Here is a 25,779-nt window from a genome sequence, read left to right on the forward strand (position 1 = left end):
TTACAGGCCGAGATCAGCTTCGAACGCCGCTTCCTCGAGCCGGTGCCGGATCGTGGTCAGGAACCGACCCGCGTCGGCGCCATCGATGAGGCGGTGATCGTAGGTGAGCGGCAGATAGCACATCGAACGGACGCCGATGGATTCGTTGCCCGTCTCGTCGGTGACGACCACAGGGCGCTTGACGATGGCACCCGTGCCGAGCATGCCCGCCTGCGGCGGCACCAGGATCGGGGTGTCGAACAGTGCGCCCTGGCTGCCGATATTGGTGATGGTGAAGGTGCCACCGGCCAACTCGTCGGGCTTGAGGCCGCCGTTGCGCGCGCGGTTGGCGATGTCCGCGATGGCACGCGCCAGCCCGGCCAGCGACAGGTCGCTCGCGTTGTGGATCACCGGGGAGAGCAGACCCTGCTCGGTGTCGACGGCAATGCCGAGGTGCACCGAAGCGTGGTAGGTGATCTCCTTGGTGCCCTCGTCGTAGCTGGCGTTGACGTTCGGGTGCACGCCGAGCGCCTCGACGACCGCCTTGGCGAAGAACGGCAGGAACGTCAGGTTGACGCCCTCACGCTCCTTGAACGACGCCTTCGCGAGGCTGCGCAGCGCGGCGATCTTGGTGACGTCCGCCTCGTGCACCTGGGTCAGCTGCGCGGTGGTCTGCAGCGATTCCCTGGTCTTGGTCGCGGTGATCTGCCGGATGCGGCTGGCCTTCTGCACAGTGCCACGCAGGTGCGCGAGCTGTGACTGCGCCGCGGCCGGTGCGGGTGCGGGCGCCTTGACGGCCGGTGCGGGCGCCGACGGTGCGGCGGCCGGTGCCTTCTTGGCTTCTGCGGCGGCGAGCACATCCTGCTTGCGGATGCGTCCGCCGACCCCGGAACCGGTCAGTGCCGTCAGGTCGACGGCGTTCTCCTCGGCCAGCTTGCGGACCAGGGGAGTGACATACGGGGTTGCGCCGTTGCCGGAGGAGTCCGCGGCCGGCGCTGCGGCCACAGCGGCCGGAACCGGAGCGGGCTTGGGTGCCGCAGGTGCGGGTGCCGGAGCGGCGGCTGCGGGAGCAGGCGCGGGTGCCGGAGCCGGAGGAGCCGGTGCCGGGGCGGGTGCAGGTGCCGGAGCCGGTGCAGGTGCCGGTGCAGCCGGGGCTGCGGCGGCCGGAGACCCGGTGCCGACGACGCCGAGCTGTCCACCGACCGCGACAACGTCGTCTTCCTGCGCGGTGATCTCCAGCAGGGTGCCTGCGACGGGCGACGGGATCTCGGTGTCCACCTTGTCGGTGGAGACCTCGAGCAGCGGCTCGTCGACGGCGATCTGGTCACCGACGGCCTTCAGCCAGCGGGTGACGGTGCCCTCGGTGACCGATTCGCCGAGTTCCGGCATCTTGACCGGGGTACCCGATCCGGCGGCCGCCGCGGGCGCGGCAGGTGCCGCAGGTGCGGGTGCCGCTGCGGCGACCGGCGTGGGAGCCGGTTCGGGCGCGGGAGCTGGTGCCGGTGCGGGTGCTTGCGCGGCTTCGGGGGCAGGAGCTGCGGCGGGCGCGGGGGCTTCACCGGCTTCGCTGATCACGCCGAGTTCACCGCCGACCTCGACCACATCATCTTCTTGGGCGACGATCTTCGACAACACGCCCGCGGTTGGCGACGGGATCTCGGTGTCGACCTTGTCGGTGGAGACCTCGAGCAGTGGCTCGTCGACCTCGACCGTGTCTCCTTCCTGCTTCAGCCACCTTGTCACCGTTCCCTCGGTGACGCTCTCACCAAGAGCCGGCATCTGGACGGAGAAGGCCATGTCCGTTGACTCCTCTGACTGCTCGACGGGTTCTACAACAGTTGATCTCTCTGCGAGCACGCATCGCGGGTTGCGATGAATGTTCGAAAGCCACCGATCATTGTGCGTGGCACCGGAGATCCGTGTGGTTCTTGTACCGCGTTCCATCCTTGCACCCGTCCGCTTCGCACGTAGCACAGGGCAGCGAACTGCACAGAGCTGGCAAGATGGGAAGACCGGTGACGAACGATTCCCGGTGTCGGACAGGAGGTCGACTGCGGTGGGTTTGCTGAATCGTTTTCGTGGTGCCGCAGCCCGGGGCAGCGGCGTTCTACGTGCGGGTTCCTCGCACAGTGACGATGCCCGCTATCTGGCTCAGTGGGTGCGCACCCACACCGGGGTCGAGGGGTACATCGAACCGAAAACCACAGTGACCGACGTCACTGTCGTGCTTATTGCCGTTGATGGGGAATGGACCCGTCGGGTGGTCGGCGAGCGCGGAGCGCAGCGGCTTGCCGGAGATTTGCACATCCCGGTCTACGACGTGCGCAAAACCGGCTATCCGCAACGGATGCGCGATTACGACGCCAGGAAGCGCTTCGAGCGACAGCGCGCGATGGAGCGGGATCTGCGCGATCTGTAGGTTCCGGCCCGCAGTTTCGTTCAATATGTTCACCCGCATGGCCCGGTCGAAGGTCGCCCGGTGCCGGATTGTGGCGGATCGGGCGACCTTCGGACGGCGTCGGGATGACTACTCGGCGGCGATGTCCTCGATCACGGCGATGAGGGTGCGAACCGGGACACCGGTGCCGCCCTTGCCGATGTAGCCGAACGGGCCGCCGGTGTTGTAAGCCGGGCCCGCGACATCCAGGTGCGCCCACTGCACGCCCTCGGGCACGAACTCCTTGAGGAACAGCGCTGCCGAAAGCATGCCGCCCCAGCGGTGCGGCGCGACATTGGCCAGGTCGGCGATCTTGGAGTTCAGGTCCGCGCGCAGTTCCGTGGGAAGCGGCATGGCCCAGCCGTTTTCGCCGACCTCGCGGGAGATCTTCGCGACCCGGTCACGGAACTCGTCGGTACCCATCACGCCGGGGGTCCTGGTGCCGAGCGCGACCATCTGGGCGCCGGTCAGGGTCGCCACGTCGATGAGGTAGTCGGGTTCGTCCTCGCCGGCCCGCACGATCGCGTCGGCGAGGATGAGACGGCCCTCGGCATCGGTATTGATCACCTCGACGGTGGTGCCGCCGTACTGGGTGAGCACATCGCCGGGGCGCTGTGCGGTCGCCGACGGCATGTTCTCGGCCATCGGGACGGTTGCGGTGACGGTGACCGGCAGACCGAGGCGGGCGGCCAGGAGTGTGGTGGCGACGACCGCGGCGGCGCCCGCCATGTCCGAGGTCATGTTCTCCATGTTCTGCGCGGGCTTGATGGAGATGCCGCCGGTGTCGAAGGTAATGCCCTTACCGATCAGCGCGACCTTCTTGGGACCGCCCGCGTAGGTGATCCGGACCAGGCGCGGCGGGCGCGATGAACCCTTGCCGACGCCGAGCACGCCACCGAAACCCCCTGCCTCCAAGGCCTGTTCGTCGAGCACCTCGACCTCGAGCCCGGCCGCCTCGGCCAATACCTGCGCACGCGCGGCGAATTCGGCGGGGAAGAGATGGCTCGGCGGGGTGTTGACGAAATCCCGGGCGGTGGCGACGGCCTCGGCGACCAGTTGCGCCTTGATCAGCGCCGCCTCGCCGAATTCCGGCTCCGGCACCAGCAGTTCGACCCTGGCCACCGGGCGCTCGTCGGGCTTCGGCGCGGACTTGCCCGACTTGAACGGCGTGAATGCGTACGCGCCGAGGTAGAAGCCCTCGGCGGCGGCGCCGAGGTCGAGGCCCGACAGGGTGGTCGCCACCAGCTCGGTCCCCGACAGCGCACGCGCCGCGACACCGGCCGAGCGGCGGATCTGCTCGGCGTCGACCTTGTCGGGCGCGCCGAGGCCGACCGCGAGCACGCTGGTCACCCCGTCCAGCCCGGCGGGCGCGGGCACCCTGGACAATTCCTCGGCCTTGCCCTTCGCGCCGACCGCCCCGAGCTGGTCCAGCAACTCCGCGCGGATGTCGGCGTCGAGCACGTCACTGAACAGGTCATCGGGCGCGATCGCCGGGCCGTTCTCCGAGGAGGTCAATCCGATGACGAGCACATCGGTGTCGGGCCCGACGGTTTGTGTGCGAGCCAATTCCGGTCCTAGTGAACGATCTGCAACAGCGGTCATGGGCCCAGGCTATTGGGTGAGCGGCAGGTGGCGCATCGCGACGCCGTCGAGCAGCAATTCGAGTCCGGTCTCCAGCAGGGCGTCGAAATTGAGATCCAGGCCGGTGGGAGCGTTGGTGAAGAGTCGGTGCAGCACTGGTCGGGTGGTGGGGTCCAGGAGTTCCGGGAGCTCGCCGCGCAGTGCATCCGACCAGGCGCGTGGTTCCACACCGCCGATCCGGTCTGCCCGCTCGGAGCTCCACAGCAGTGCGAGGCCCTGGACCAGACCGGAGACCGACAGATAGATCGCGAGCATCTGCTCGGGCGGCAGACCTGGGTGATCCAGGGCCGAGAGGGTGCGTTCCACGATGTCGAACAGGGCGGGCCCCAGTGGTGGGCGGGTGCGCGCGAGGACCGTCAGCATCCACGGGTGCCTGCGGTAGAGCCGCCACTCTTCGCGTGCCTCGTGCGTGAGCCGGGCCCGCCAGTCCGTCGAATGTGCCGGGGGTGGCGGGATTTCGGCGAGCACAAGTTCGGCCATCGCGGCAAGCAGTGCCTCACGGTCGGGAAAGTGGCGGTACAGGCTCGCTGTCGCGATACCGAGGTCGCCTGCCAAACGACGCATCGAGAGCCCATCGATGCCGTCATTGTCGGCTACCTCGACGGCGGCGCGGACGATGCCGACGGTGGTGAGGCGGGCGGGCCGCACGATGCGCCGCGGCGCGATCACCGCATCGCGGCGTGACCGGTAGGCGCGGGCCTGACACGACCGCGAGCAATAGCGGCGGCGGCGACCCTTCATCGGCTGCAGGAGTTGCCCGCCGCAGGTCGCACACCTCATCACGTTTCCCCATTTCGACACACGAATCAGTGTGACGAAATGCTAGCAAAACCCATGTGCTGTCCATACCTTGGCAAAAGCACACACTGTTCCGAGCGTGAGGACAACAGATGGAAACAACGTTGACGGTCCGGCGCGGCGATGTCGCCCGGCGCGATGCGCTGATCGAGGCCTTCGCCGCGGGCAGCGTGGACGAGGCGGTGAGTGCATGGGTGCTGGAAGGGTATTCGGTCGAGCAGTTCCAGGCCGGCTACGTGCCTGCCCTGATCGACAGCGCATTGCGCGAGGACGAGGTGTGGACCGCGGGGCTCGACGACGAGATATGGGCGGTGTCGGTATGGCAGGCTGTCACGTCGGTGTCACGATTCGAGTCCGAAGCCACCGAAGCCAGGGAACGCGCCGGCGCTCTGCCCGACCTGCGCCCGCTGCAGCGCGCAGCCACCGTGATGGAACTGCTCGCAAGCGAACATCCCCGAGAGTTCCCGCACCGCTATCTCCAGGTGATCCTCACGGTGCCACAGCACCGCGGCAAAGGCGCAGGCGCCGCGATCCTCGGCGACCGGTTGAAAGCCGCCTCCGATGCGGGCGTCCCGGCATTCCTGGAAGCCAGTACCGAACGTTCGGCCCGTCTGTACACCCGCTGCGGTTTCGTGCGTGACAGCGTGACGCACACGCTGCCCGAGGGTGGACCGACGTTGATCCCGATGTGGTTTCGAGGCTGACGACGCAACCCGGATCAACAGCAGGTACGGGCCGGAGGGCGAATCCGCCGGGGTTAAGCTCCCGTGGTGACCGATACGAACCTGCTGCAAGGCCCGATCCATGGTGTTCACGTCGAGCTCGGGGCGAGTTTCGCGCCGTTCGGCGGGTGGGAAATGCCGGTGTCGTATGCGGGCACGGTTGCCGAGCATCAGGCCGTCCGCACGACGGTCGGATTGTTCGATGTCAGCCACCTCGGCAAGGCGACCGTGCGCGGTGCAGGCGCTGCCGAGTTCGTGAATTCGGCGCTCACCAACGACCTCGGCCGGATCCGTCCGGGCAAGGCGCAGTACACCCTGTGCTGTGCGCCCGACGGCGGTGTGATCGACGATCTGATCGCCTACTACGTCAGCGATGACGAGATCTTCCTCGTCCCCAACGCCGCCAACACCGCCGCGGTGGTCGCCGAGCTGCAGAAGGTGGCGCCCGAAGGCATCACGGTGACCGACGAGCATCGCGAATATGGGGTGTTCGCGGTGCAGGGACCGCGTTCGACCGAGGTGCTCGCCGCGCTCGGGTTGCCCACCGACATGGAGTACATGGCCTACGCCGACGCCGAGTGGGATGGTCGACCGGTTCGGGTGTGCCGCACCGGCTACACCGGCGAGCACGGCTTCGAACTGCTGCCCCGCTGGCCCGATGCCGAGCCGCTGTTCCGTGCTCTCGTCGAGCAGGTGCGTGCCGCCGACGGTCAGCCCGCCGGTCTCGGCGCCCGCGACACCCTGCGCACCGAAATGGGTTATCCGCTGCACGGACACGAACTGTCACTGGAGATCTCGCCGGTACAGGCGCGCACCGGCTGGGCCGTCGGCTGGAAAAAGCCCGAGTTCTGGGGCAAAACCGCACTGGAGCAGGAGAAGTCGGCGGGCCCATGCCGAATCCTGTTGGGCCTGAAGGCACTCGACCGCGGCGTGCTGCGCCAGGGCCAGACGGTGCTGCGCGACGGCGAACCGGTCGGCGAAACCACCTCGGGCACCTTCTCACCCACCTTGAAGATCGGCATTGCCCTCGCGCTCCTCGACACCGAAGCCGACCTGCAGCCCGGCACCGAGGTAGAGGTCGACGTCCGCGGCCGTCGGCTCCGCTGCGAAATCGTCCGCCCGCCCTTCGTCGAAACCAACACCAAGTAGGTCCGCGTGGGCGGCGATCGGGTCGTCGCATACGCGGCGCCCGGTATGTCGAGGTCCGCGCGAGCCATCGTCGAAACCAGCGCGTCACCTGTGTCCGTACTGCGCAAGCGCAGGCCGGATGATCGGCCCGCCGGCTCCTGCTCGACGCGCGCCGGGGCCGGATCGGGTGGTTCGGATGTGCGTTGTCCGGGGTGGGGCTGCCGGGACGCATTGCGGCAGGATCGGGCGTTCGCACACCTGGTGCACGGCGTGTCGGGTGACAAGTTGCTATGTGATCGAGCCGAAAACGGGATGTCTGTGCAGGCTTGCGGAGCAGGCGTACACCGGGGAATCGGCGCCCGATAGGATCAGGCTCATGACCGTTGCCGCACAGTTCACCCGTGTTCCGCATCCCGCGCTCACCCCGGCGCAGCGGGTACAGGAGATCCTCGCGGCACCCGGGTTCGGGCGCTTCTTCACCGACCACATGGTGTCGATCGACTACACCGAGGCCGAAGGCTGGGGCAACGCCCGCATCGAGCCGTACGGGCCACTACCCCTGGACCCGGCGACGATGGTGTTCCACTACGGCCAAGCCATCTTCGAGGGTTTGAAGGCCTACCGTCAGAACGACGGCAGCATCTCCTGTTTCCGCATCGACGCGAACGCCGCACGGTTCCGCAAGTCCGCGCGCCGCATGGCGATGGCGGAGTTGCCGGAGGAGCTGTTCATCGAATCGGTACGGCAGCTGCTGGAGCTCGACGGCGGCTGGGTGCCCGCGGCGGGCGGCGAGGAGTCGCTCTACCTGCGCCCGTTCATGTTTGCCACCGAGGCAGGTCTCGGTGTGAAGCCCGCGACGGCCTACAAGTACCTGCTGCTCGGTTCGCCTGCGGGCGCGTACTTCCCACGCGGCGTCAAGCCGGTGCGGGTGTGGCTGTCCACCGAATACGTGCGCGCCGCGCCCGGCGGAACCGGTGAGGCCAAAGTCGCGGGCAACTACGCAGCCTCGCTGCTCGCCCAGGCACAGGCCTCCGAAAAGGGCTGCGACCAGGTGGTCTGGCTGGACGCCTGCGAACGCCGCTACGTCGAGGAGATGGGCACCAACAACCTGTTCTTCGTCTTCGGCTCCGGCTCGGACGCGCGCCTGGTGACCCCGGAACTGTCCGGTTCGCTGCTGCCGGGCATCACTCGCGACTCCCTGCTCACCCTGGCCGCCGACGCGGGCTACCCGGTCGAGGAGCGCAAGGTCTCGGTCGAGGAATGGCGTAAGGGCGCCGAATCCGGTGAGATCACCGAGGTTTTCGCCTGCGGCACCGCCGCCGTGATCACCCCTGTCGGCTGGGTCCGCTCCGCCGACGACGAATTCGCCATCGGCGGAGGCGAACCCGGCGAGGTCACCATGGCCCTGCGCGACACCCTCACCGGCATCCAACGCGGCACCTTCGCCGACATCCACGGCTGGATGCGCGGCATGTAACCCGCGGACCCACCCGGGTCCGCAACCCAGGACGGCCCCATCGCGGCGCCCCACCATCTCCGCCTCTGTGGCCTCCGTGCCGCAGCGGAAATCAGCGGCGCCATGTCTCGGCGACAGCGGAGTCCGCTGGTCACTTGCGGGCCGCATTGTCCCCGCTTCCCGTGGTGAGGTCGGTGAGTGGCACACCATGGCGGTTGCCACACGCGGTGTGCCGCGTCCATGCGCCCCTCACCGTTCACCGGGCTTCCTTCCTGCCCTCTGCCGATGAAAAAGGACATGACGGAACTGTCTCCCGCTGTCTACCGCAGCCATGTCCCGTTGGTCGCGAGCACTGGTCTGTGGGTGGCGCACCATGGTGCTCGCGTCGTCGCGACCGTGTGCCGCTCGAGGTCTGAGGTCAGCTGGGCATGAACATGTGCCATTCGTCGAGGGTTTTGGGGCGCATGACGTAGTTGGTGTCTTTGACCGACGCGAGGGGGGCCGAGGGTTCTTGGGAGTACCAGTGGCCCGGGTAGACGATGGGGTTGCCGGGGAGGTCGGCGAGGTAGCGCAGGCTGCGGAACATTTCGTCCGAGTCGCCGCCGGGGAAGTCGGTGCGGCCGCAGCCGTCGACGAAGAGGGTGTCGCCTGCGATGAGGCGGTCGTCGAACAGGAAGCACTGGCTGCCGGGAGTGTGGCCGGGGGTGTGCAAGAGTTCGATGTCGAAGGCGCCGACGGTGACCTTGTCGCCGTGCTGGTGGCCGGTGAGCTCGCTGGGCGCAATGCCGGTGACGTTGGCGACCCAGGACAGTTCCTCGGCATTGACATGCACTGGGACACTCGTCTTTTCGAGCAGCTCGCGCACGCCGCGCAGGGTGAATCCGAGCATGGTGCCGCCCACGTGGTCGGGGTGGTGGTGGGTGGCGAGCACGCCGGTCATTCGCAGCCCGTCGCCTTCGACGATGTCGACCAGGTCGCCCGCCGCATACGCCGGATCAACCACCAGGCATTCCCCGGTCTCGCGATCGCCGATCAGATATGCGAAATTCCGCATCTGCGTCGCGATCGGATCACCGACGGCGAAGTCCCGCCCGGACAACAACTGACGAAAATACAGGCGCTCGGAAGACATACCGCACACCTTATTGCCCGGCCCAGACGATTCCTCCGGCGCGGCCGGAAAAATTCCAGTGACCCAGACTGTATTGTCCGACACCCGGCCCTTGGTCCAACGCGAGCGGTCAAGCGCGGAATGCGAGGGCTGCCGCGGTCAGGGCGACCGAGATCTCCAGGGTGGCACCGAGGATGTCGCCGGAGAGGCCGCCGAATCGGCGGACACAGTGTCCGACCAGCAGGGCCGAGACGGTCAGTGTGAGGAAGACGACGAGTGGGCCGAGCCACCGATGGTGGGGGACGACCGACAGACCTGCGGTGATCGCGGCTGCTGCCCACACTACGACGATGAGCTTGGATTGGGTTCCCGCGACGAGGGCCCCGAATCCGGCGTCGGGTGCGGCGTCGATGCCCTGCCTGCACGCGAGCACCACCACGATCCGGCCGACGACCACCGCGAGAATCACCGCAAACCAGCGCTCGGCCTGGGCCAGCGCAGCGAATGAAAATGCCTGGATGCCAATGGAAAACACGACGGCCGCGACTCCGAAGGGCCCGACGCCGCCGGATTTCATGATCTGCCTTGCGCGTTCGGGCGGTCCGTAACTGCCCAGTCCGTCCATGGTGTCGGCGAGGCCGTCCAGGTGCATGCCACGGGTGAGCAGCGCCAACGCCGCGACCACGAGCAGCCCGGCCAGCGGCGCGGCCACCCCCGCCCAGATCAGCACCCACAACAGCCCGGCGGCCGCGGCGCCGAGCACGCCACCGACCAACGGCGCCAACGCAATTGCCTGCCCGGCCGTCGCACGGTCCACGGTGTCCGGCCCTCGGACCGGCACCACCGTCAGCCAGGAAACCGCCAGCCGCAACTCGTTCATACGCACCGACCCAGCCGCGGTTGCCGGCCGTTCATTTCGTCAGATCCGGCTTCGTGTCCGGTGATTCGTGCACCGTGCCGTCGGCGGAGACGCCCGTACTGCTGTCGGATGTGCTGGACGGCCCTGCTGTGCCCGAGGATCCCCCCTCATCGTCGGCGTTCGCGTCCGCATTCGCGCCGGACACGCTGTCCTCCGCCGCCGGTCCGGCCGTGCTGACGCCCGCTTCGGCGAACGTTGCCATGTCGGCGAGGGTGGCGACGGCGGCGCGCAGGATGGGGAGGGCAGTCAGTGCACCGGAGCCTTCGCCGAGGCGCATGTTCAGGTCGAGTAGTGGTTCGAGGCGCAATCGGGTGAGAGCCAGGGTGTGGGCGGGTTCGGTGGAGCGATGGCCTGCAAGCCACCAGGCGCTGGCGCCCGCGGCCAGGTCTTCGGCGACCAGTGCGGCGGCGGTGACGACCACGCCGTCGAGGAGGACGGGAGTGCGGCGGGCGGCCGCCTGGGCCAGAAAGCCTGCCATGGCGGCGAAATCGGCGCCTGCGGCAACGCGCAGTAGTTCGACGGGATCTTTGGCGATGGGGCGGGCGCGGCGCATGGCATCACGAATCGCGGCGACCTTGCGCGCCCAGCCGTCATCGTCGACGCCGGTGCCGCGCCCGACCGCGGCAACCGGTTCGGTGTCGGTGAGGGTCGCGATGAGCACGGTCGCGGGCGTGGTATTGCCGATTCCCATGTCGCCGGCGATGAGCAGGTCTGCGCCCGCGTCGATTTCCTCGTCGGCGATCGCGATGCCTGCCGAGAGGGCCGCCTGTACTTCCTCGGTGCTGAGCGCGTCCTCGCGGTCGATGGCCCCGCTGGATCGGCGCACCTTGTGCTTGCCGATCTGCGGATCGGTGTCGGTGTCGACGGAGATATCGGCCACCCGGACGGTCGCGCCCGCCACCGCGGCCAGCGCGTTCACCGCGGCGCCGCCGCTCCGGAAATTGGCGACCATCTGCGCGGTCACCTCGCTCGGATACGCCGACACTCCGTGCCGCGCGACACCGTGATCGCCCGCGAACACCACAACGCGGGCCCGCTCGAACTGCTTCGGCGGGCACACGCCCTGACATGCCGCCACCCAGTTGCCCAGTTCCTCGAGCCGTCCCAGCGCACCACCGGGTTTGGTCAGCTGCGCCTGCCGCTGCTGCGCTGCCGCCCGAATCTGCGCGTCGGGCGCCGCAACCGGTTCGAATCCGTGTGTCACTGTCGAGCCTTTCGGGGTCAGAGCAGTTCGTTCCTACGCCGCCTCATACTGCCCGCCCCGGATACCGCCGCGCACATCGCCCGGTTCCCACTATTTGAGGTGGATGGGCAGGCCCGCGACGACCAAGAAGACTTCGTCGCAGATGGCGGCGAGGCGCTGGTTGAGGGTGCCGATTTCGTCGCGGAACAGGCGGCCGGATCGGGTGGCGGGGATGACGCCCATCCCGACCTCGGGGCTGACGATCACCAGTCGGTGCGCATAGGCCTCGACCGCTCCGACGAATGCGTCGGTGTCGGGGGCGATGGTGCCGCGTGGGGATTCCCAGGCGGCACGGGCGTCGATGCGTGCGGTGAGCCAGGTGCCGACGTCGTCGATCAAGGTCGCGCCGGCCGCGGCAGCGCTCACCGAATCGGTGAGAACCGCTGTGGGATCGGCACTTTCGACAACCGTCCAGTCGGCCGGCCTGCGGTCGCGATGCCGAGCGATGCGTTCGGCGAAGTCGAGATCGGCGGGATCGAGGACCGCCGTGGCGAGATAACGCACCGGCCCCGGGTCGGCCGCCAGCCCTTCCGCGAACGCGGATTTGCCGGACCGGGCACCGCCCAGGACCAATGTCCTGCGGGTGCGGCGCACGCGCCTGGGAGTGGGTGAGCTGTCCGACACGTGCGCAACCGTATCAACGCCGACCGCATCGGGCCTGGTCTGCCCGGCTGATCGGCCGGGCGCTGCGACCGGCGCGCCCGATAACAGACCGACGCCGAGCGTGGAAGGGCGATTACGCGCTGTCTGCTTCACCAGTCGGATGTCCACCGAAGCGGCGGCGGTACTCGGTGGGGGCGATGCCGACGATGCGTTGGAAGTGGTGACGTAGGAGGGCGCCGGAGCCGAAGCCGGCTTGAGCGGCGATGTTTTCCAGGCCGTCGTCGGTGTCTTCCAGGAGGTGCTTGGCGTAGAGGACGCGCTGGTTGGTCAGCCATTTCACCGGGGTGGTTCCGGTCTCGGCGGCGAAGCGGCGGGCGAAGGTTCTCGTCGACATCACCGAGCGACCGGCGAGATTGTCGATGGTGTGCTGGAGTTCGAGGTTCTCGCTCATCCATTGCAGCGTGGCGCTGAGGCTGTCGGAAGTGCACGCGGCAACGGGGCGCTCGATGAACTGGCGTTGCCCTCCGTCGCGTTGCGGCGGCACCACCATGCGCCGCGCGATGCCGTTGGCGGCGGCGCTGCCGATCTCTCTGCGCACCAGGTGCAGGCAAGCGTCGATGCCCGCGGCGGTGCCCGCGCTGGTGATCAGGTTGCCCTCGTCGACGAACAGGACGTCCGGGTCGACGGTGGTCTCGGGGAACATTTCGGCGAGTTGGTCCACATAGCGCCAGTGCGTGGTGCACTTGCGGCCGTCGAGGAGTCCGGCCGCACCGGCGAGGAACACGCCCGAGCAGACCGTGAGAATGATCGCCCCCGAGTCGGCGGCCGCCCGGACGCTTTCGACGATGCGCGGATCGAGTCCGGGGCCGAGCAGGGAGGCGTGGAATGCGGGAATCGCCACGAGGTCGGCTCCGCCCAGTTCCGCCAATCCGTACTCCGGCGTGACGGTGACGCCGGGCGTGGTGGAGTGCAAAGGCTTGCCCGGTTCGGCGCCGCACACGCGGAAGTCGAAGGCAGGCAGTCCGTCGGCGGTTCGGTCCAGGCCGAAAACCTCACAGACGACCCCGAATTCGAACATGGCGAGGGGGCCGGTGGTGACAACGGCGACCTTGGACAACATGGATTCAGTGTAACTGGCTGAATCTTTACGAACAATGTCAGTACAGCCACTTTCGGCCGAAAGTGGGCGAGCGCAAAATTACTGCCATGATTACTTTCCTCGTTGTCCTCGCCCTCATCGTCGGTTTCGCAGTCGTCATCGCGCAAGGTTGCGGCCACTTCGGATCGTCGAACATCGTCGACCGTGACGTTCAGCGTCAACAGGCCGAACTGTCGGCGATGTTCGGTCGGATGTCGCACCACCGATGAAACCGGGCGAAAACCCGAAGCCGGCGCCCGGGCTACCGACAGTAGAAAGCAGACCGGCCCGACGCTGTAGGCGTCGGGCCGGTCTGCTGTGTGCTGTCTGGATCTATACGGCATCGCCCGGGGTGACCCGCGGCTTCGGCGCCCGCATCTTGCGGATCTGGGACGCGCGCACGAAGGCATACCAGCCGAGCCGGTAGCCGGTGTCGGTGCTGTCGGGGAACCGCTCGCGAACCCGGTTGTTCACGGTCCGGCCGAGCAGGAAGCCCTCTGCGATCATGAATGCCATCATGACCAGCATTGCCAGGGTGACGATGGTCTGCAGCGCGGGCGCGACGAACATCGACAGGATCAGCACCAACGCCATCGGCATGAACAGGCCGACGAGGTTGCGCCTGCCGTCGACGATGTCACGGACGAACGCGCGCACCGGGCCTTGATCGCGTGGCAGGAGGTATTTGTCCTCGCCTGCGAGCATCCTGGCGCGCCGCTCCTGGGCGGCGAGACGCCGCTCGGAGGAGGCCGCTTTGCGGTCTTCCCTGCTGCCGCGAGTGGCCTTGCGCCGGGCGCGGGCCTCCTTCGCGGTGAGTGGTGCGGGAGCGACCGGACCGCGGCGCTTGCCTTGCGCGTCACGACGTTTCGGAGTGGGACGGCCCTTGCCCTCGGTGGCCGGGGCCGCCGTCCGGGTGGAGCCCGCGGCCGAGCCGCCGTTCGAGCCCGCCGTCACTGCGGCGCTCTCGTCGGTGGTGCTGGACTCGCCGCGACGGAACAATTTCACAGCGACCAGGCTATTCGATGCGGTACTCGGCAGGAAATGCGGTCGGTTCCGCGAGCGTGCGAGGGGTGGCCGGCGTGCCGCCGCTCACACCCGACAGTCGTGTGCTCCGTCCGCGGGCGATGATGGCAAGATAGGGAATAGCAGCCTGCGGAACGGTGTTGACAGCCACGAGCCGTGTGCTGTTCACGGGTTGAACACAGCTGTCCCTAGGAGAGTTCATGACTGTGCAGAACGAGACCGAAACTCACGGTGCGACGCTGACCGAAGCAGCCGCCCTGAAGGCGAAGGCGCTGCTCGACCAGGAGGGTCGCGACGACCTGGCACTGCGCATCGCGGTGCAGCCCGGTGGTTGTGCCGGCCTGCGCTACCAGCTCTTCTTCGACGACCGCTCGCTCGACGGTGACCTCGTCGCGGACTTCGGCGGCGTCACGCTGGCGGTTGACCGGATGAGCGCCCCCTACGTGCAGGGTGCCTCGATCGATTTCGTCGACACCATCGAGAAGCAGGGCTTCACGATCGACAACCCGAACGCCACCGGCTCGTGCGCCTGCGGCGATTCGTTCAACTGAGGACGGAGAACGGCTTCTCCCGCTGACGCGGCTGGGCTCGCCCGCATCCCGGCGCACCATCGGTGCCGCCGGACTCGCGTGGCGGGCCCGCCGTCGATTGTGGGGAGTTGAGCCACCGCCGTCGAAGCAATCCCCCTTGACACCCGGGCGGCTGTTGATGTTCGACGGATGTTGTTGTTGATACGGTGAATTTGTCGCCGGGTGTTCTACCTCGGCGTGTCTTCCTGTCGACAGCTAAGGACCGCGAGCCTCGTGACTATCGCAGTATCGGCATCGATTGCCACCGACCACCTGATGCGTTTCCCCGGACGGTTCGCCGACGCGCTGTTGGCCGACCAACTCGACCATGTGTCGCTGAGCTTCCTCGTCGATGATCTGCAGATCCGCCGTGGTGGGGTCGCGGGCAATATCGCCTACGCCATGGGCCTGCTGAACCGGACGCCGCTGCTGGTCGGCGCCGTCGGCGCCGATTTTGCCGAGTACCGCGCCTGGCTGGAAGCCAACGGTGTCGACTGCAGCGGCGTGAAGATCTCCGACCGGGCGCACACGGCGCGGTTCGTCTGCACCACCGACGACGATATGGCGCAGATCGCGTCTTTCTACCCGGGCGCGATGAGCGAGGCCCGCGACATCAATATCGGCGACCTCGCCGAGGAACACGAGCTGGAGCTGGTGCTCATCGGCGCCAATGATCCCGACGCCATGCTGCGGCACACCCAGCAGTGTCGTGAGCTCGGCATCCCGTTCGCCGCTGATCCGTCCCAGCAGCTGGCCCGCCTCGACGGTGATCAGGCCATCCAGCTGATCGACGGCGCCGCTTATCTTTTCACCAACAAGTACGAGTGGGCGCTGCTGCTGCAGAAGACCGGGCTCAGCGAGGAAGAGGTCGCGCGCCATGTCGGCATCCGCGTCACCACGCTCGGCTCGAACGGCGTGCAGATCGTCGACCGCGACGGCACCGAGGTGCGGGTATCCGTGGTCCCGGAGACGAACAAGGTCGAGCCGACCGGCGTCGGTGACGCCTTCCGTGCCGGCTTCCTTACCGGCCACACCGGGGGCCTGAGCCTGGAGCGCAGCGCCCAGCTCGGCTCGCTGATCGCCGTCCTCGTCCTGGAGACCATGGGCACCCAGGAGTGGACACTGAACAAGGACGATGCCCTGGAGCGCCTCACCAAGGCGTACGGCCTCGAAGCCGCCGACGAAATCAAGCCCCTGCTGTAGGCCGGTCCCGGCTCACCCGGGTCACGTTCCGGCGTGGGCCCGGGTGAATTCGCCGAGTTGGGCGACGTCCAAGTGATCGACCAGGTCGGTTTCGCCGATCGTGCCGATCAACCGCCGATCCTCGATCACCGGGAGGTGCTTGATGTGGTGACTGTTCATCTCGTCGAGCACCTTCGTGAGGTCCGCATCGGAGGTAACCCAGCGGGGGGTGCCCGAACACAGATCGCCCACTGTGGTCCTGGCCGCCGGCAGCCCCTCGGCGACACACCTGAGGACGATGTCGCGGTAGCCGATGACGCCGCACATGCGGTCGTTGTCGTCACCGACCACCAGCGCATCGACATCGCGCCTGGCCATAATGCGCGCGGCGTTCTCCACGGTCTGCTCCTTGGAGACCCACTGAGCCCCTGACTTCATGATGTCTCTGGCAGTGGTCACGACGGCATCTCCTGACTACCCGGCCTGCCCGCTCACCCTGAGCAAATTCATTCTCTCCCTGCTCGGGCAGGCTGTATAGGCGTTCGAGCGAACGCCGGGCTTCCGGCCGGTCAGGTGCGAAGGGTTACAGCGAGACCGGGTAGACAGGCTCCTGGATATCGGGCGTGATGCGGTTCTCGACGAAGATGCCGTGCCAGATCATGAACACCAGCAACGTCCACAGCCTGCGACTGTGGTCGATACGGCCGGTGCGGTGGTCGTCGAGCATGCCTTTGATGGCGCCCTTGTCGAGCAGGTGATCGGTCTGCGATTCCGCGATGGTCTGCTGTGCCCAGTCGTAGAGCTCCGCGCCGCGCAGCCAATGCCGCAGCGGGACCGGGAAACCGAGCTTGGCGCGGTGCAGCACATGTGGGGGCACGATGCCCTCGAGTGCTCGGCGCAGCGCGTATTTGGTGGTCTCGTCGGTGATCTTCTGCTCGTAGGGCACCCCCTCCGCGACCTTCAGCACCTCGACGTCCAGGAATGGCACTCGCAACTCCAGCGAGTTGGCCATGGTCATCTTGTCGGCCTTGACCAGGATGTCGCCACGCAGCCACGTGAACAGGTCCAGATGCTGCATGCGCGCCACCGGGTCCCAGCCGCGCGACTGCGCGTAGATCGGGGCCGTGACGTCCTGATGGGTCCATTCGGGCCGGAAATCGCGCAGTACCGACCGCAGCTGCGCGTCGCTGAAGCTGCGCGCATTGCCGTAGTAGCGCTCTTCGAGGGTGAGCGAGCCGCGGTGCAGCAGGCTCTTGCCCCTGGTGCCCTCGGGGATTCGGTCCGACAGCTTGCCGGCGAGCTTGCGCAGCCCGCCGGGCAGCCGCTCGAAAGGCTTCAGCGACAACGGCTCCCGGTAGATGGTGTAGCCGCCGAACAGCTCGTCGGCGCCCTCGCCGGACAGCACCACCTTGACGTGCTTGCGGGCCTCTTTAGCCACGAAGTACAGCGGAACCAGCGCCGGATCGGCGACCGGATCGTCCAGGTACCAGACGATTTCGGGGATCGCTGCCGCGAACTCGGCGGGAGAGACGGTCTTGATGACATGCCGCGCGCCGATCGCCTCGGCGGTCTCCGCGGCCACATCCGCCTCGGAGTAGCCCTCGCGCTCGAAGCAGCTGGTGAAGGTGATCAGCTTCGGGTTGTGCCGCATGGCAAGCGCCGCGACCGCGGTGGAGTCGATGCCGCCGGACAGGAACGAGCCGACGGTGACATCCGCGCGCATGTGCTTGGCGACCGAGTCCTCCATGGCCTCGGCGATCTCCCGGTAGCGGGCAGCCGCCGAGCCGGGCGCGAAGGGACGCACCTGGAATTTCGGCGTGAAGTACCGGGTCACCGTCGGCGCCTCGCCCTGGCGCAGGGTGGCGTGGCTGCCGGATTCGAGCCTGCGGATGTCGGCGTGCAGCGTCTCGGGCTCCGGCACGTACTGCAGCACCGTGTAGTGCTCCAGCGCGCGCGGGTCGAGCGCGTCGGTCAGGCCGAGTGCGGGCAGCAGTTCGAGCAGGCTCTTCTTCTCGCTGCCGAATGCGGTGCCGCCGGGGCCGGTGGCAAGGAACAGCGGCTTGATGCCGAACGGGTCGCGCGCCAAGAACAGCTCCTGGGTCTCGGTGTCCCAGATCGCGAAGGCGAACATGCCGCGCAGCCGCCGCACCGATTCAGGGCCCCAGTAGTGGAACGCCGCGACGATCGCCTCGCTGTCGCCCTCGGTGTCGAAGATCTTGCCGTCGGGAAACTCGGCCGCGTGCGCCTCGGCCAGCTCCGCGCGCAGCTCCAGGTAGTTGTAGATCTCGCCGTTGAAGGTCAGCGCATAGCGCTGCCTGTTCTCCGGCGGACCCCAGCGCAGCGGCTGGTGCGAGTGCTCGATGTCGATGATCGACAGGCGGTTGAAACCGAAGATCAGGTGGTCGTCGTGCCAGGTGCCACGCTCGTCGGGGCCGCGGTGGCGGACGCAATGCAGGGCGTTGTACACCTGCTCCACGGTGTCCGGTGCTGCGACGTCAGATGTCAGAAATCCGAGCAGTCCACACACGGGGTCGGCAACCTCATTTCCTGCGGTCGGGGCGCGTGCCCTGATCCATGACGGCACCGCGCCCAGGGGAGGAGGACGCGGCGATCGAAATACAGTGTCCGAGTATGCCGCACGCGCGGAATCCGTGCGTCGTGCGCCCGTGGCCACGTCATTTGGTATCGGCGGAGTGTCGAATGCGACCCGACGACAAAGCGGACGCCGGTTTGGTCTACGCTGCGTAGTACTCAGGCCATTCTCAGGTGGTGCGTGCGTGCAAGCGACGCCCGCGTCCGAACGGCCTGAAACGTGCTTAGAACGTAGCGCCGAGGCGATCGCACCCTCGGCGGTGCAATGTCGGAATGTGTGGCGACCAGGAAGGCGTGAGCGTGGCGCACAAGGCGAGCGAAGAGATCGGGGCACGACCCGCGAGGGGTCGGCAGGGCCGGATCCTTCGGCGGGCCGGGCTGGCGGTGTCGTTGGGCATCACCGCGATGCTCGTCTCGGGCTGCTCGATCGACAATGTTTGGCTGCGGTTCGGCTGGCCCTCGGGCATCACGCCGCAGGCCACTCGGATGCGTGAGCTGTGGACCTGGTCCGTCATCGCCGCATTGGTGATGGGCGTGCTGGTGTGGGGTCTGACCTTCTGGACCATCACCTTCCACCGCAAGAAGAAGGACTCCCCGGAGTTCCCGCGCCAGACCGGTTACAACGTGCCGCTGGAGTTGACCTACACCGCGATCCCGTTCGTCATCATCGCGGTGCTGTTCTACTTCACCGTCGTCGTGCAGAACTACGTGCACGAGAAGGTCGACAACCCCGACGTCACCGTCGACGTGACCGCGTTCCAGTGGAACTGGAAGTTCGGTTACCGCAATGTCGACCTCAAGAACGGCTTCACGTTCGACGGCATCGACACCACGCGTGAGGCCGCCAACCAGGAGCAGCTCGAGGAGTACAAGGAGCGGACCAAGGACGGTCACCCGCAGCCGGGCCCTGTGCACGGCAAGCCGGAGAACGACATCCTGTCCTACCTGCACTACGACAAGATCGAGACCGTCGGGTCCAGCACAGAGGTTCCGATTCTGGTGCTGCCGACCGGCAAGATCATCGAATTCCAGCTGGCCGCCGCCGACGTGGTGCACGCCTTCTGGGTGCCGGAGTTCCTGTTCAAGCGCGACGTGATGCCGAACCCGAAGGAAAACCATTCGGATAACGTCTTCCAGATCACCAAGATCGAGAAGGAAGGCGCGTTCGTCGGCCGGTGCGCCGAGATGTGCGGCACCTTCCACTCGATGATGAACTTCGAGGTCCGTGCCGTGTCGCCGGAGAAGTTCGCCAAGTACATCGAGTCGCGCAAGACAGGCAAGACCAACGCCGAGGCGCTCGAGTCCATCGGTGAATCTCCGGTCGCCACCTCCACGAGGCCGTTCAACACCGACCGCACGACCAAGAGCGCGGCCGCGGCCGACAGCAAGTGAGGACTGATCTGACATGAAGATCGAAGCGCGGATTTTCGAGCTGCTCACGGTGTTCTTCGTCATCGTGGCAATCGTGTACGGCTACTTCACCGGGCAGTCGCGTACCGGCGTCGAGTGGGCGGGCACCACCGCCACCGTGCTGACAGCCGGCCTGTCGCTGATCATCGGCACCTACTTCCGCTTCGTCGCGCGTCGCCTCGACCTGCGTCCGGAGGACTACGAGGATGCCGAGATCGTGGACGGTGCAGGCGACCTGGGCTTCTTCTCGCCCGGCAGCTTCTGGCCCATCACCCTGGCCGCCGCGGGCTCCATCACCGCACTGGGCTTCGCGTTCTTCCAGCTCTGGCTGATCGCCATCGGCGTGGTGTGCATCCTCGGCGCCGCCGCTGGTCTGGTGTTCGAGTACTACCTCGGCCCAGAGAAGCACTGACTGGTCCGCCTCTGGCGCGTATTCAGGCCGGATCTGGGTGCCGCGACAGTGGCGTCGGCGGCCGGCGGTCACCTGGTTGGTGAGTTGGTCGGTGCCCGGTGAGTACCCATGTGCTCGCGAGATCAGTTGCCTTGTTCAGAACGAAGCGCCCCATCGGATTGGCGGATCCGATGGGGCGCTTTTGCGTTCGGCTGCCCGTCCCTCATCGCCGGACAGACCCTCAGGGCGGGGATCTCAGATGCCGAAGGCGTGTATGAGGCGGTGGGTGGAGCGAGGCCGCGGAGGGTGCTGGCGAAGCGGGGCTCGAGGCGGGCCGGGTGGGTGCGGATGGCGGTGTCGATCCAGCGGGCCGCCGCCGCAGGCTCGCGGGCGGGATCCTCGCTGCAGTGCGCGATCGTCACGGCGTTGTCCGCGCGGTGCGCGGGATAGTGCACCGAGGGGACCTGGATGCCGCGCGGCGACAGCTCGGCCTCCATACATTGCCCGAAAGTGGTCCACGCGGCCTGTGAGCCGGCGTAGGGCGCGAAGTTCGGTGCGGCGCCGGTATTCGGGCTCCATGGACCCACATTGATCGCCTGCCCGGAGCCGGAGTCAAGCATGGCGGGCAGGCCAACGTCAGCTGTAGCGGGCCGAAATAGTTCGCCGCCGGACGAATTCGAGCATCCGAACAGCACCTTCACAGGAGAGAGCTGAACTAGTGCATCGACACCCCGCCGACAGGTCGGAGTCGACCGCCCGTGCCCGCCGGCAGCGACAAGCTATCGGCCGGCCACTATGTGCGGCGCAACAGGACTCTAATCTGTGGAGTCGTAGCGCAGGGCTTGTTCGGAGTGGCAGATCTCATCGATTCCGGACACGATGTCGCGCAACAGTTCCGAGGGCAGCGCCGAGGGCCGCAAACGGCAGGTGAAGGTGATGAGGCCGTGGTCCTCCGCGGGCAGATTGTGCGCCGCAGCCTCCGATTGCAGGTACTTCGAGCGCACGCCGTAGGTCATCGCGGAGATGACGGTGAAGCATCCGGTCCGCTCCCGGTGACCCGCGAACAGATCATGCAGCCGATAGAACACCGAGGTGTAGCTCGACAGCGGCGCGAAAATGGCCACTCGGTAGGCGGGTCCGCGTTCGGACGAGCTGATCACTGTATCGGCGAGGTATTCCGCATCGCGCAGCGTCAGCACCTTCGGGGCGAACATCAACGCGCCCGCCGCGGCGTTGCGCACCGGGGCGCCTGCGCGCCCGCCCGCGGCAGAGGCGATGACGCCCAATGACTTTCTGGTCTTGGTGCCGACCTCACGCCGCGCCCGCAGCGATCGGGTCGGCGTGGTGGGGTAGAGGCTCGACCACTGGCCGAAGCGCACCGTACCCAACTGCACATGCCCGGTGCCGACCGGCCGCGACACCTTCAGCGGCGCGGTGTCGACCCAGCGACCCACTTGCAGTGCCGCGTTGCCGGGACGAGCGACTTCGGCATAGGCGTGTTCGACGAAGGAGTCGAAGTCCAGGAACCGGCCGGCATGGGTGGTCAGCCAGGTGTGGTCCTTGTCGATGTCGATCGCGTCGAGGGTGAGCGCGGTGATGATGCCCGCTCGTCCGCCCGCGCCGAGGATCCGGTGGAAGCGCTCGGTGTGATGGTTGCGTCCGCAGGTGCCGATGCGACCGTCGGTGTCGACGTACTCCAGATCGACGATCTGGTCGATGAACATGCCGTACTTGTGCGAGGCCGTGCTCACGCCGCCGACCGACGCGAAACCGCCCGCGGTGATGTCGCGGTGGTCGCCGACGATCGGCAGGCCGAGGCCGTGCGCGCCGAGTCTGCGGTCGATATCGGACAGTTTGGCGCCGGCCTGTACCCGCACCGTGCGCCTGCCGAGATTGATATCGAGCACCGCATTCATCTGCCGCAGCGAGAGCACCGTGCGCTGATCGGGCAGCGAGAGCCCGTCGTCGAACGGCTCGCCGCCGCGCACCATGAGCCGATCGGCGCGGCTGCGCGAATCTCGTACAGTGCGAACGACATCCGCAGTGTCACGGGGTAGATATTCTTCGGCGGCGACAGTGTGCGGCGTGCTCATGGCACGAAAGCTAACCACAGCGCGGCCTCCCTTGCTCGCCCGAAGTCGTCACTTATCCATCCTGCGGGGAAAGTCGCTGGCTGAACAGCACGGATCCGGTCGCATCGCACAAATTGACCGTCAGTTCCCTTGACTTGCCATCGATCAGGACCTCACCGAAATGTTGGAAGGCGCCGTCGAGCGGCGCGGCGTTCTGGACCGGTGGGGCATGCACGAAGACCGCTTCCGGACCGAAGGTCGCGTCCAGCGGATTCGGGCCGAATGCGCCGGCGTTCAGCGGTCCGGAGACGAATTCCCAGAACTCGTCGAAGTCGGTGAACGTGGCGCGTTCGGGGGAATAGCGGTGGGCCGCGGTGTAGTGCACGTCGGCGGTCAGCCAGACGACACCACCCACCTTGTTCGCCTTGATCGCCGAGAGCACTCGGGCGATCTCGGTTTCGCGGCCCGACGGTGCGCCGGGATCGCCGTTGGCCGGGCCTTCGTAGGCGGTGGTGTCCTTCTGTTCGCCGTCCTTGACGATCACGCCGAGCGGCAGATCGTTGGCGATGAGCTTCCAGGTGGCCTTGGAATCGCGTAGCCCTTCGATCAGCCATGTCGTTTGTGCGGGACCGAAGATGCGTCCGCTGGGTCCGTTGTCGATGTCGTTGGTGTCCTTGTAGGTCCGCATGTCCAGCACGAAGACCTCCAGCAGCGGGCCGTAGGAGATCTTGCGGTAGAGGCGTCCGTCCACCGCATCCTTCGGCTCCAACGGCATCCACTCGTGAAAGGCCTGCCAGGAGCGGGTCGCAAGGGTGTCCATGCTGCGCTCGGCGTAGCCCTTGGATGCCGCGACCAGGCCGCCTGGGTACCAGTTGTTGACCGTTTCGTGGTCGTCCCACTGCACCACCTGGGCGACCGAGCTGTTGAAGCGACGGTAGTTCTGGTCGGTCAGGTTGTAGGCGAAGTTGCCGCGGAACTGGTCGAGGGTTTGGGCGACAGCGCTTTTCGCCTCCGTCACCACATTGCGCCAGATCCGGCCATCGGGCAGCGTCACCGATTCCTGCAGTGGGCCGTCGGCGTAGATGGAGTCGCCGGAGTGGATGAACAGGTGCGGGTCACGCGCGGCCATAACGGAGAAGATCTGCATGCCGCCGAGGTCGGGGTTGATGCCGTAGCCCTGGCCGACGACATCGCCCGACCACTGCAGCTTGATATCGGAAGCGCCGGTGGGGACTGTGCGGAAGACACCGGTGATCAGCTCGGAGCGCGCGCCGTCCTCGCCTTCGAGGGTCACCCGGTAGTGCACCTGCTGACCCGCGGGCAGGCCGTTGACGCGCACGCGGCCAGTGCCGTCGGAGTCCGGCGTCAGCAGCGGACCGGTGAAGCGCTTGGCGTCGGTGAAGGATTCGGTGGCCGCGGTCTCCACGATCAGCTTCGCGGGCTGATCCGAACGCGCCCAGATCAGCGCACCGTCGGTGCGCGGATCGCCGACCGCGACGCCGTGGGTGAGATTCGGGCGGTTGCGGATCAGCGTGGGACCGTCGTTCGACGAACAGGCGGCCACCGCGGGGGTCGCGATGAGACCGAGAGCAGCGGCACGCAGCAGGGTGCGTCGGGAGACGCCGAAGTCCGAACCACCGAGAATCATGGGAGCAACCTTTGCGCAATGAGCTCAACGGCGGGTGAACGGCTGTTGTCGGGTTGACCCGGCCTTGCACAATGTTCACACGGCAAGCGGCCACGAATGGACAGGTTGCCCGATATGGGTTCGTCGGCGAGCGCTGGTGCCATCCGGCCATCGCCCACCTCGATGCCATCACCTGATGGGATCGGAACGGGTGGCCCACCGCAACCACACGCTCTGGGATCTTGACTGGTTCCGCCGGTGGCAAACGGTGCGTGGAATCCACTGGGCCGGAACCGAAATCGCCGACTTCCATCAGGGCTACCGGGACGGCGCGGGGTGTAGCGGCGAACGCGCTGCGGCCGAAGTCTCGGCGTCCGATCGCACTCCGAACCGCTTCTATCCGCGCATGCGACCGCCACATAAAGCCCAATTTGGGCGGGTTCCTCTGCCGCCGAAATGGTTGCGGCGTAACCTCTTACGCGGCGTCGGGCGGTTGCCCGAAGTCTGCGGCCGACGCGACGCCCCGAACGAGGAAGTCGGGGCGTCGCATCGGCGCTGTCGGATCGCGGCCCGGATCCCGTTGCCGCGGAGCGGGAGTCGTACCGTGCGGGCGGCAGTCTCCTGCACATTGTCGCTGCCGCGACGAGTAGACCGGAGTCCTCGCGTTGTTGCGCGCGGGGGCGCGTCCGAGCCGAACATCATTGCGCATATCTTTCGGCCATCGCCTGCAATCCGGCCCGGATACTGCTGTAGTACAGCGAGCTGCTTGCGTTTCCCCGCACTCGATCTCGGACTGCCGCTCGGATTCTCGTGGCGGCCCGGTGCGCGGTCAGGCGGGGAGCTCGTCCAGTGCGGTGAGGAAGTCTCGGACGGATAGATGCACAGCTCATCGGCATCGTGCTGGACAGAGGCGGCGAGGTCGATGCCGTCGCGACGCCACCAGTACACGTCCCGGCTGACCGGCCACGGGTGTTGGGTGTAGCCGAGCACGGCGAGTTGGGCGAGCACGGTCGTGGCGCGAATTACCGCGAGGGTCGTCATCGGATACGCGTAGATGTGGCGTTGCGACGGGACCACGAACACCGTCCCCGCCTGCCCAGCCACCGGATAGTCGCCGATTGTGCACCGAGGAGTCGCCGCATATCGAGTGGTTGTCACATCCGGTGCTCGGCAAGCCGACGCCACCGAATCCTGTGACCGAGATCATCGAGCCGCCATCGGAACTGCAAGTCATGCACCACGGTTGTCGGATCCGCGCTTCACATGGCCTGTGGTGGTTTGTGACCCTCGCAGGTCGAGCGCTCGACGGATAGGGTGGGGCCGCTGGATTATTCGGACGAGAACGATTGGGGGGACGGATGTCATCCCCGCACGGGCGCAACCCTGAGCAGCCCTATCCGCCCCCATCCGGGCAGCGGTACGCGCCAGGATCCGCCTATCCACCGGCCCGCCGGCCGGCTGCCGAACCGCCGCATCCCGCCGAGCCGGTCCGCGGACCGAGGCAGTCCCCGCCCGGACAGCAGGCATTGCGGCAGTCGTATCCGACGGGTCCGTCCAGGGATGAGCCGGGCCGGCCAGGACAGCCTTACCACTCCGAGCCCGTGCACCGGCCGCGTGAGCAGTCCGCGCCGAACTCACCCGAGTCCGTTCGCCCGTCGAGACCACAGCGTCCGACTGATCCTTCATCTCCGACCGGGCGGCCGTCGCCACCGGGATCCGTCCGTCCGCCGAGCGAACA

At 67.3% G+C, this 25,779-nt stretch carries 23 protein-coding genes; 9 read left to right on the forward strand and 14 right to left on the reverse strand.

The genetic code is table 11. From position 1 onward, the window contains the following. The gene (gene sucB / locus ACLMAL_RS08720) at positions 1-1,776 is read right to left on the reverse strand and encodes a 2-oxoglutarate dehydrogenase, E2 component, dihydrolipoamide succinyltransferase (RefSeq protein WP_411998606.1); all 1,776 of its coding nucleotides are present in this window, start codon (positions 1,774-1,776) and stop codon (positions 1-3) included. A 259-nt stretch (positions 1,777-2,035) separates the two neighbouring features. On the opposite strand from sucB, the gene ACLMAL_RS08725 reads away from it, so the two are divergent. Continuing rightward, the gene (locus tag ACLMAL_RS08725) at positions 2,036-2,398 is read left to right on the forward strand and encodes an oxidoreductase (protein ID WP_411998607.1); all 363 of its coding nucleotides are present in this window, start codon (positions 2,036-2,038) and stop codon (positions 2,396-2,398) included. A 108-nt stretch (positions 2,399-2,506) separates the two neighbouring features. On the opposite strand, the gene ACLMAL_RS08730 is transcribed toward ACLMAL_RS08725, so the two are convergent. Beyond that, entirely contained in the window at positions 2,507-4,018 is a 1,512-nt protein-coding gene (locus ACLMAL_RS08730) for a leucyl aminopeptidase (RefSeq protein ID WP_328411278.1), read from the reverse strand. A gap of 9 nt (positions 4,019-4,027) precedes the next feature. Continuing rightward, positions 4,028-4,837, reverse strand: coding sequence for a TetR/AcrR family transcriptional regulator (locus ACLMAL_RS08735; protein ID WP_411998608.1), 810 nt, complete (start codon positions 4,835-4,837; stop codon positions 4,028-4,030). A 110-nt stretch (positions 4,838-4,947) separates the two neighbouring features. On the opposite strand from ACLMAL_RS08735, the gene ACLMAL_RS08740 reads away from it, so the two are divergent. From ACLMAL_RS08740 to ACLMAL_RS08750, 3 genes are all read left to right on the forward strand, one after another. Continuing rightward, positions 4,948-5,559: a GNAT family N-acetyltransferase gene (locus ACLMAL_RS08740; protein ID WP_411998609.1), complete on the forward strand. Its 612-nt coding sequence runs from the start codon at positions 4,948-4,950 to the stop codon at positions 5,557-5,559. Between the two features lie 66 nt (positions 5,560-5,625). Then, positions 5,626-6,726: a glycine cleavage system aminomethyltransferase GcvT gene (gcvT, locus tag ACLMAL_RS08745; RefSeq protein ID WP_411998610.1), complete on the forward strand. Its 1,101-nt coding sequence runs from the start codon at positions 5,626-5,628 to the stop codon at positions 6,724-6,726. A gap of 355 nt (positions 6,727-7,081) precedes the next feature. Further along, the gene (locus tag ACLMAL_RS08750) at positions 7,082-8,182 is read left to right on the forward strand and encodes a branched-chain amino acid aminotransferase (protein WP_328411283.1); all 1,101 of its coding nucleotides are present in this window, start codon (positions 7,082-7,084) and stop codon (positions 8,180-8,182) included. 397 nt (positions 8,183-8,579) lie between these two features. Here ACLMAL_RS08750 and ACLMAL_RS08755 read toward each other — a convergent pair whose 3' ends face one another. The 5 genes from ACLMAL_RS08755 to ACLMAL_RS08775 all read right to left on the reverse strand — a co-directional run bounded on the left by ACLMAL_RS08755 (position 8,580) and on the right by ACLMAL_RS08775 (position 13,157). Beyond that, a complete protein-coding gene (locus ACLMAL_RS08755; protein WP_411998611.1) occupies positions 8,580-9,293 on the reverse strand; it encodes an MBL fold metallo-hydrolase in 714 nt (237 codons plus the stop codon). 109 nt (positions 9,294-9,402) lie between these two features. Then, on the reverse strand, positions 9,403-10,152 hold the full coding sequence (locus tag ACLMAL_RS08760) for an adenosylcobinamide-GDP ribazoletransferase (RefSeq protein WP_411998612.1): 750 nt from the start codon (positions 10,150-10,152) through the stop codon (positions 9,403-9,405). A gap of 31 nt (positions 10,153-10,183) precedes the next feature. After that, a complete protein-coding gene (gene cobT, locus ACLMAL_RS08765; protein WP_411998613.1) occupies positions 10,184-11,395 on the reverse strand; it encodes a nicotinate-nucleotide--dimethylbenzimidazole phosphoribosyltransferase in 1,212 nt (403 codons plus the stop codon). A gap of 90 nt (positions 11,396-11,485) precedes the next feature. Then, positions 11,486-12,058: a bifunctional adenosylcobinamide kinase/adenosylcobinamide-phosphate guanylyltransferase gene (locus ACLMAL_RS08770; RefSeq protein WP_411998614.1), complete on the reverse strand. Its 573-nt coding sequence runs from the start codon at positions 12,056-12,058 to the stop codon at positions 11,486-11,488. 112 nt (positions 12,059-12,170) lie between these two features. Further along, positions 12,171-13,157, reverse strand: coding sequence for a helix-turn-helix domain-containing protein (locus ACLMAL_RS08775; RefSeq protein ID WP_411998615.1), 987 nt, complete (start codon positions 13,155-13,157; stop codon positions 12,171-12,173). 86 nt (positions 13,158-13,243) lie between these two features. On the opposite strand from ACLMAL_RS08775, the gene ACLMAL_RS08780 reads away from it, so the two are divergent. Further along, positions 13,244-13,405, forward strand: a complete 162-nt coding sequence (locus ACLMAL_RS08780) for a hypothetical protein (protein ID WP_406237764.1) — start codon at positions 13,244-13,246, stop codon at positions 13,403-13,405. Between the two features lie 103 nt (positions 13,406-13,508). Here ACLMAL_RS08780 and ACLMAL_RS08785 read toward each other — a convergent pair whose 3' ends face one another. Then, on the reverse strand, positions 13,509-14,180 hold the full coding sequence (locus ACLMAL_RS08785; protein WP_411998616.1) for a DUF3043 domain-containing protein: 672 nt from the start codon (positions 14,178-14,180) through the stop codon (positions 13,509-13,511). Positions 14,181-14,398: 218 nt separating this feature from the next. Here ACLMAL_RS08785 and ACLMAL_RS08790 point away from each other — a divergent pair, with 218 nt between their 5' ends. Both ACLMAL_RS08790 and ACLMAL_RS08795 read left to right on the forward strand, forming a co-directional pair. Further along, positions 14,399-14,749, forward strand: a complete 351-nt coding sequence (locus tag ACLMAL_RS08790; RefSeq protein WP_328411298.1) for a HesB/IscA family protein — start codon at positions 14,399-14,401, stop codon at positions 14,747-14,749. Positions 14,750-15,001: 252 nt separating this feature from the next. After that, a complete protein-coding gene (locus ACLMAL_RS08795; protein ID WP_328411300.1) occupies positions 15,002-15,970 on the forward strand; it encodes a carbohydrate kinase family protein in 969 nt (322 codons plus the stop codon). A 21-nt stretch (positions 15,971-15,991) separates the two neighbouring features. Here ACLMAL_RS08795 and ACLMAL_RS08800 read toward each other — a convergent pair whose 3' ends face one another. Further along, on the reverse strand, positions 15,992-16,408 hold the full coding sequence (locus tag ACLMAL_RS08800) for a CBS domain-containing protein (protein WP_411998617.1): 417 nt from the start codon (positions 16,406-16,408) through the stop codon (positions 15,992-15,994). A 124-nt stretch (positions 16,409-16,532) separates the two neighbouring features. After that, positions 16,533-18,476 carry an asparagine synthase (glutamine-hydrolyzing) gene (asnB, locus tag ACLMAL_RS08805; RefSeq protein ID WP_411998712.1) on the reverse strand — a complete coding sequence of 648 codons (1,944 nt, stop codon included), beginning with the start codon at positions 18,474-18,476 and terminating at the stop codon, positions 16,533-16,535. A gap of 470 nt (positions 18,477-18,946) precedes the next feature. Between asnB and ACLMAL_RS08810 the strand changes: the two genes are divergently transcribed. Next, positions 18,947-19,933: a cytochrome c oxidase subunit II gene (locus ACLMAL_RS08810; RefSeq protein ID WP_328412868.1), complete on the forward strand. Its 987-nt coding sequence runs from the start codon at positions 18,947-18,949 to the stop codon at positions 19,931-19,933. A gap of 13 nt (positions 19,934-19,946) precedes the next feature. Further along, the gene (locus ACLMAL_RS08815) at positions 19,947-20,363 is read left to right on the forward strand and encodes a cytochrome c oxidase subunit 4 (RefSeq protein ID WP_328411303.1); all 417 of its coding nucleotides are present in this window, start codon (positions 19,947-19,949) and stop codon (positions 20,361-20,363) included. 122 nt (positions 20,364-20,485) lie between these two features. Here ACLMAL_RS08815 and ACLMAL_RS08820 read toward each other — a convergent pair whose 3' ends face one another. From ACLMAL_RS08820 to ACLMAL_RS08830, 3 genes are all read right to left on the reverse strand, one after another. Continuing rightward, positions 20,486-20,962: a hypothetical protein gene (locus ACLMAL_RS08820; protein WP_411998618.1), complete on the reverse strand. Its 477-nt coding sequence runs from the start codon at positions 20,960-20,962 to the stop codon at positions 20,486-20,488. Positions 20,963-21,157: 195 nt separating this feature from the next. Next, positions 21,158-22,435: an FAD-binding oxidoreductase gene (locus ACLMAL_RS08825; protein WP_411998619.1), complete on the reverse strand. Its 1,278-nt coding sequence runs from the start codon at positions 22,433-22,435 to the stop codon at positions 21,158-21,160. Positions 22,436-22,487: 52 nt separating this feature from the next. Beyond that, positions 22,488-24,062, reverse strand: a complete 1,575-nt coding sequence (locus ACLMAL_RS08830; RefSeq protein ID WP_411998620.1) for an alkaline phosphatase D family protein — start codon at positions 24,060-24,062, stop codon at positions 22,488-22,490. Between the last annotated feature and the right edge of the window lie 1,717 nt (positions 24,063-25,779).

Origin of the sequence: Nocardia sp. CWNU-33 (assembly GCF_046764895.1) — a bacterium.
Classification (GTDB): domain Bacteria; phylum Actinomycetota; class Actinomycetes; order Mycobacteriales; family Mycobacteriaceae; genus Nocardia.

Excerpts from the sequence above, each read along its gene's own strand:
- sucB (WP_411998606.1), bottom strand. The coding sequence starts at position 1,776 with ATGGCCTTCTCCGTCCAGATGCCGGCTCTTGGTGAGAGCGTCACCGAG.
- ACLMAL_RS08730 (WP_328411278.1), bottom strand. The coding sequence starts at position 4,018 with ATGACCGCTGTTGCAGATCGTTCACTAGGACCGGAATTGGCTCGCACA.
- ACLMAL_RS08735 (WP_411998608.1), bottom strand. The coding sequence starts at position 4,837 with ATGAGGTGTGCGACCTGCGGCGGGCAACTCCTGCAGCCGATGAAGGGT.
- ACLMAL_RS08740 (WP_411998609.1), top strand. The coding sequence starts at position 4,948 with ATGGAAACAACGTTGACGGTCCGGCGCGGCGATGTCGCCCGGCGCGAT.
- ACLMAL_RS08750 (WP_328411283.1), top strand. The coding sequence starts at position 7,082 with ATGACCGTTGCCGCACAGTTCACCCGTGTTCCGCATCCCGCGCTCACC.
- ACLMAL_RS08755 (WP_411998611.1), bottom strand. The coding sequence starts at position 9,293 with ATGTCTTCCGAGCGCCTGTATTTTCGTCAGTTGTTGTCCGGGCGGGAC.
- ACLMAL_RS08760 (WP_411998612.1), bottom strand. The coding sequence starts at position 10,152 with ATGAACGAGTTGCGGCTGGCGGTTTCCTGGCTGACGGTGGTGCCGGTC.
- ACLMAL_RS08775 (WP_411998615.1), bottom strand. The coding sequence starts at position 13,157 with ATGTTGTCCAAGGTCGCCGTTGTCACCACCGGCCCCCTCGCCATGTTC.
- ACLMAL_RS08780 (WP_406237764.1), top strand. The coding sequence starts at position 13,244 with ATGATTACTTTCCTCGTTGTCCTCGCCCTCATCGTCGGTTTCGCAGTC.
- ACLMAL_RS08790 (WP_328411298.1), top strand. The coding sequence starts at position 14,399 with ATGACTGTGCAGAACGAGACCGAAACTCACGGTGCGACGCTGACCGAA.
- ACLMAL_RS08810 (WP_328412868.1), top strand. The coding sequence starts at position 18,947 with ATGCTCGTCTCGGGCTGCTCGATCGACAATGTTTGGCTGCGGTTCGGC.
- ACLMAL_RS08815 (WP_328411303.1), top strand. The coding sequence starts at position 19,947 with ATGAAGATCGAAGCGCGGATTTTCGAGCTGCTCACGGTGTTCTTCGTC.
- ACLMAL_RS08820 (WP_411998618.1), bottom strand. The coding sequence starts at position 20,962 with ATGCTTGACTCCGGCTCCGGGCAGGCGATCAATGTGGGTCCATGGAGC.
- ACLMAL_RS08825 (WP_411998619.1), bottom strand. The coding sequence starts at position 22,435 with ATGAGCACGCCGCACACTGTCGCCGCCGAAGAATATCTACCCCGTGAC.
- ACLMAL_RS08830 (WP_411998620.1), bottom strand. The coding sequence starts at position 24,062 with ATGATTCTCGGTGGTTCGGACTTCGGCGTCTCCCGACGCACCCTGCTG.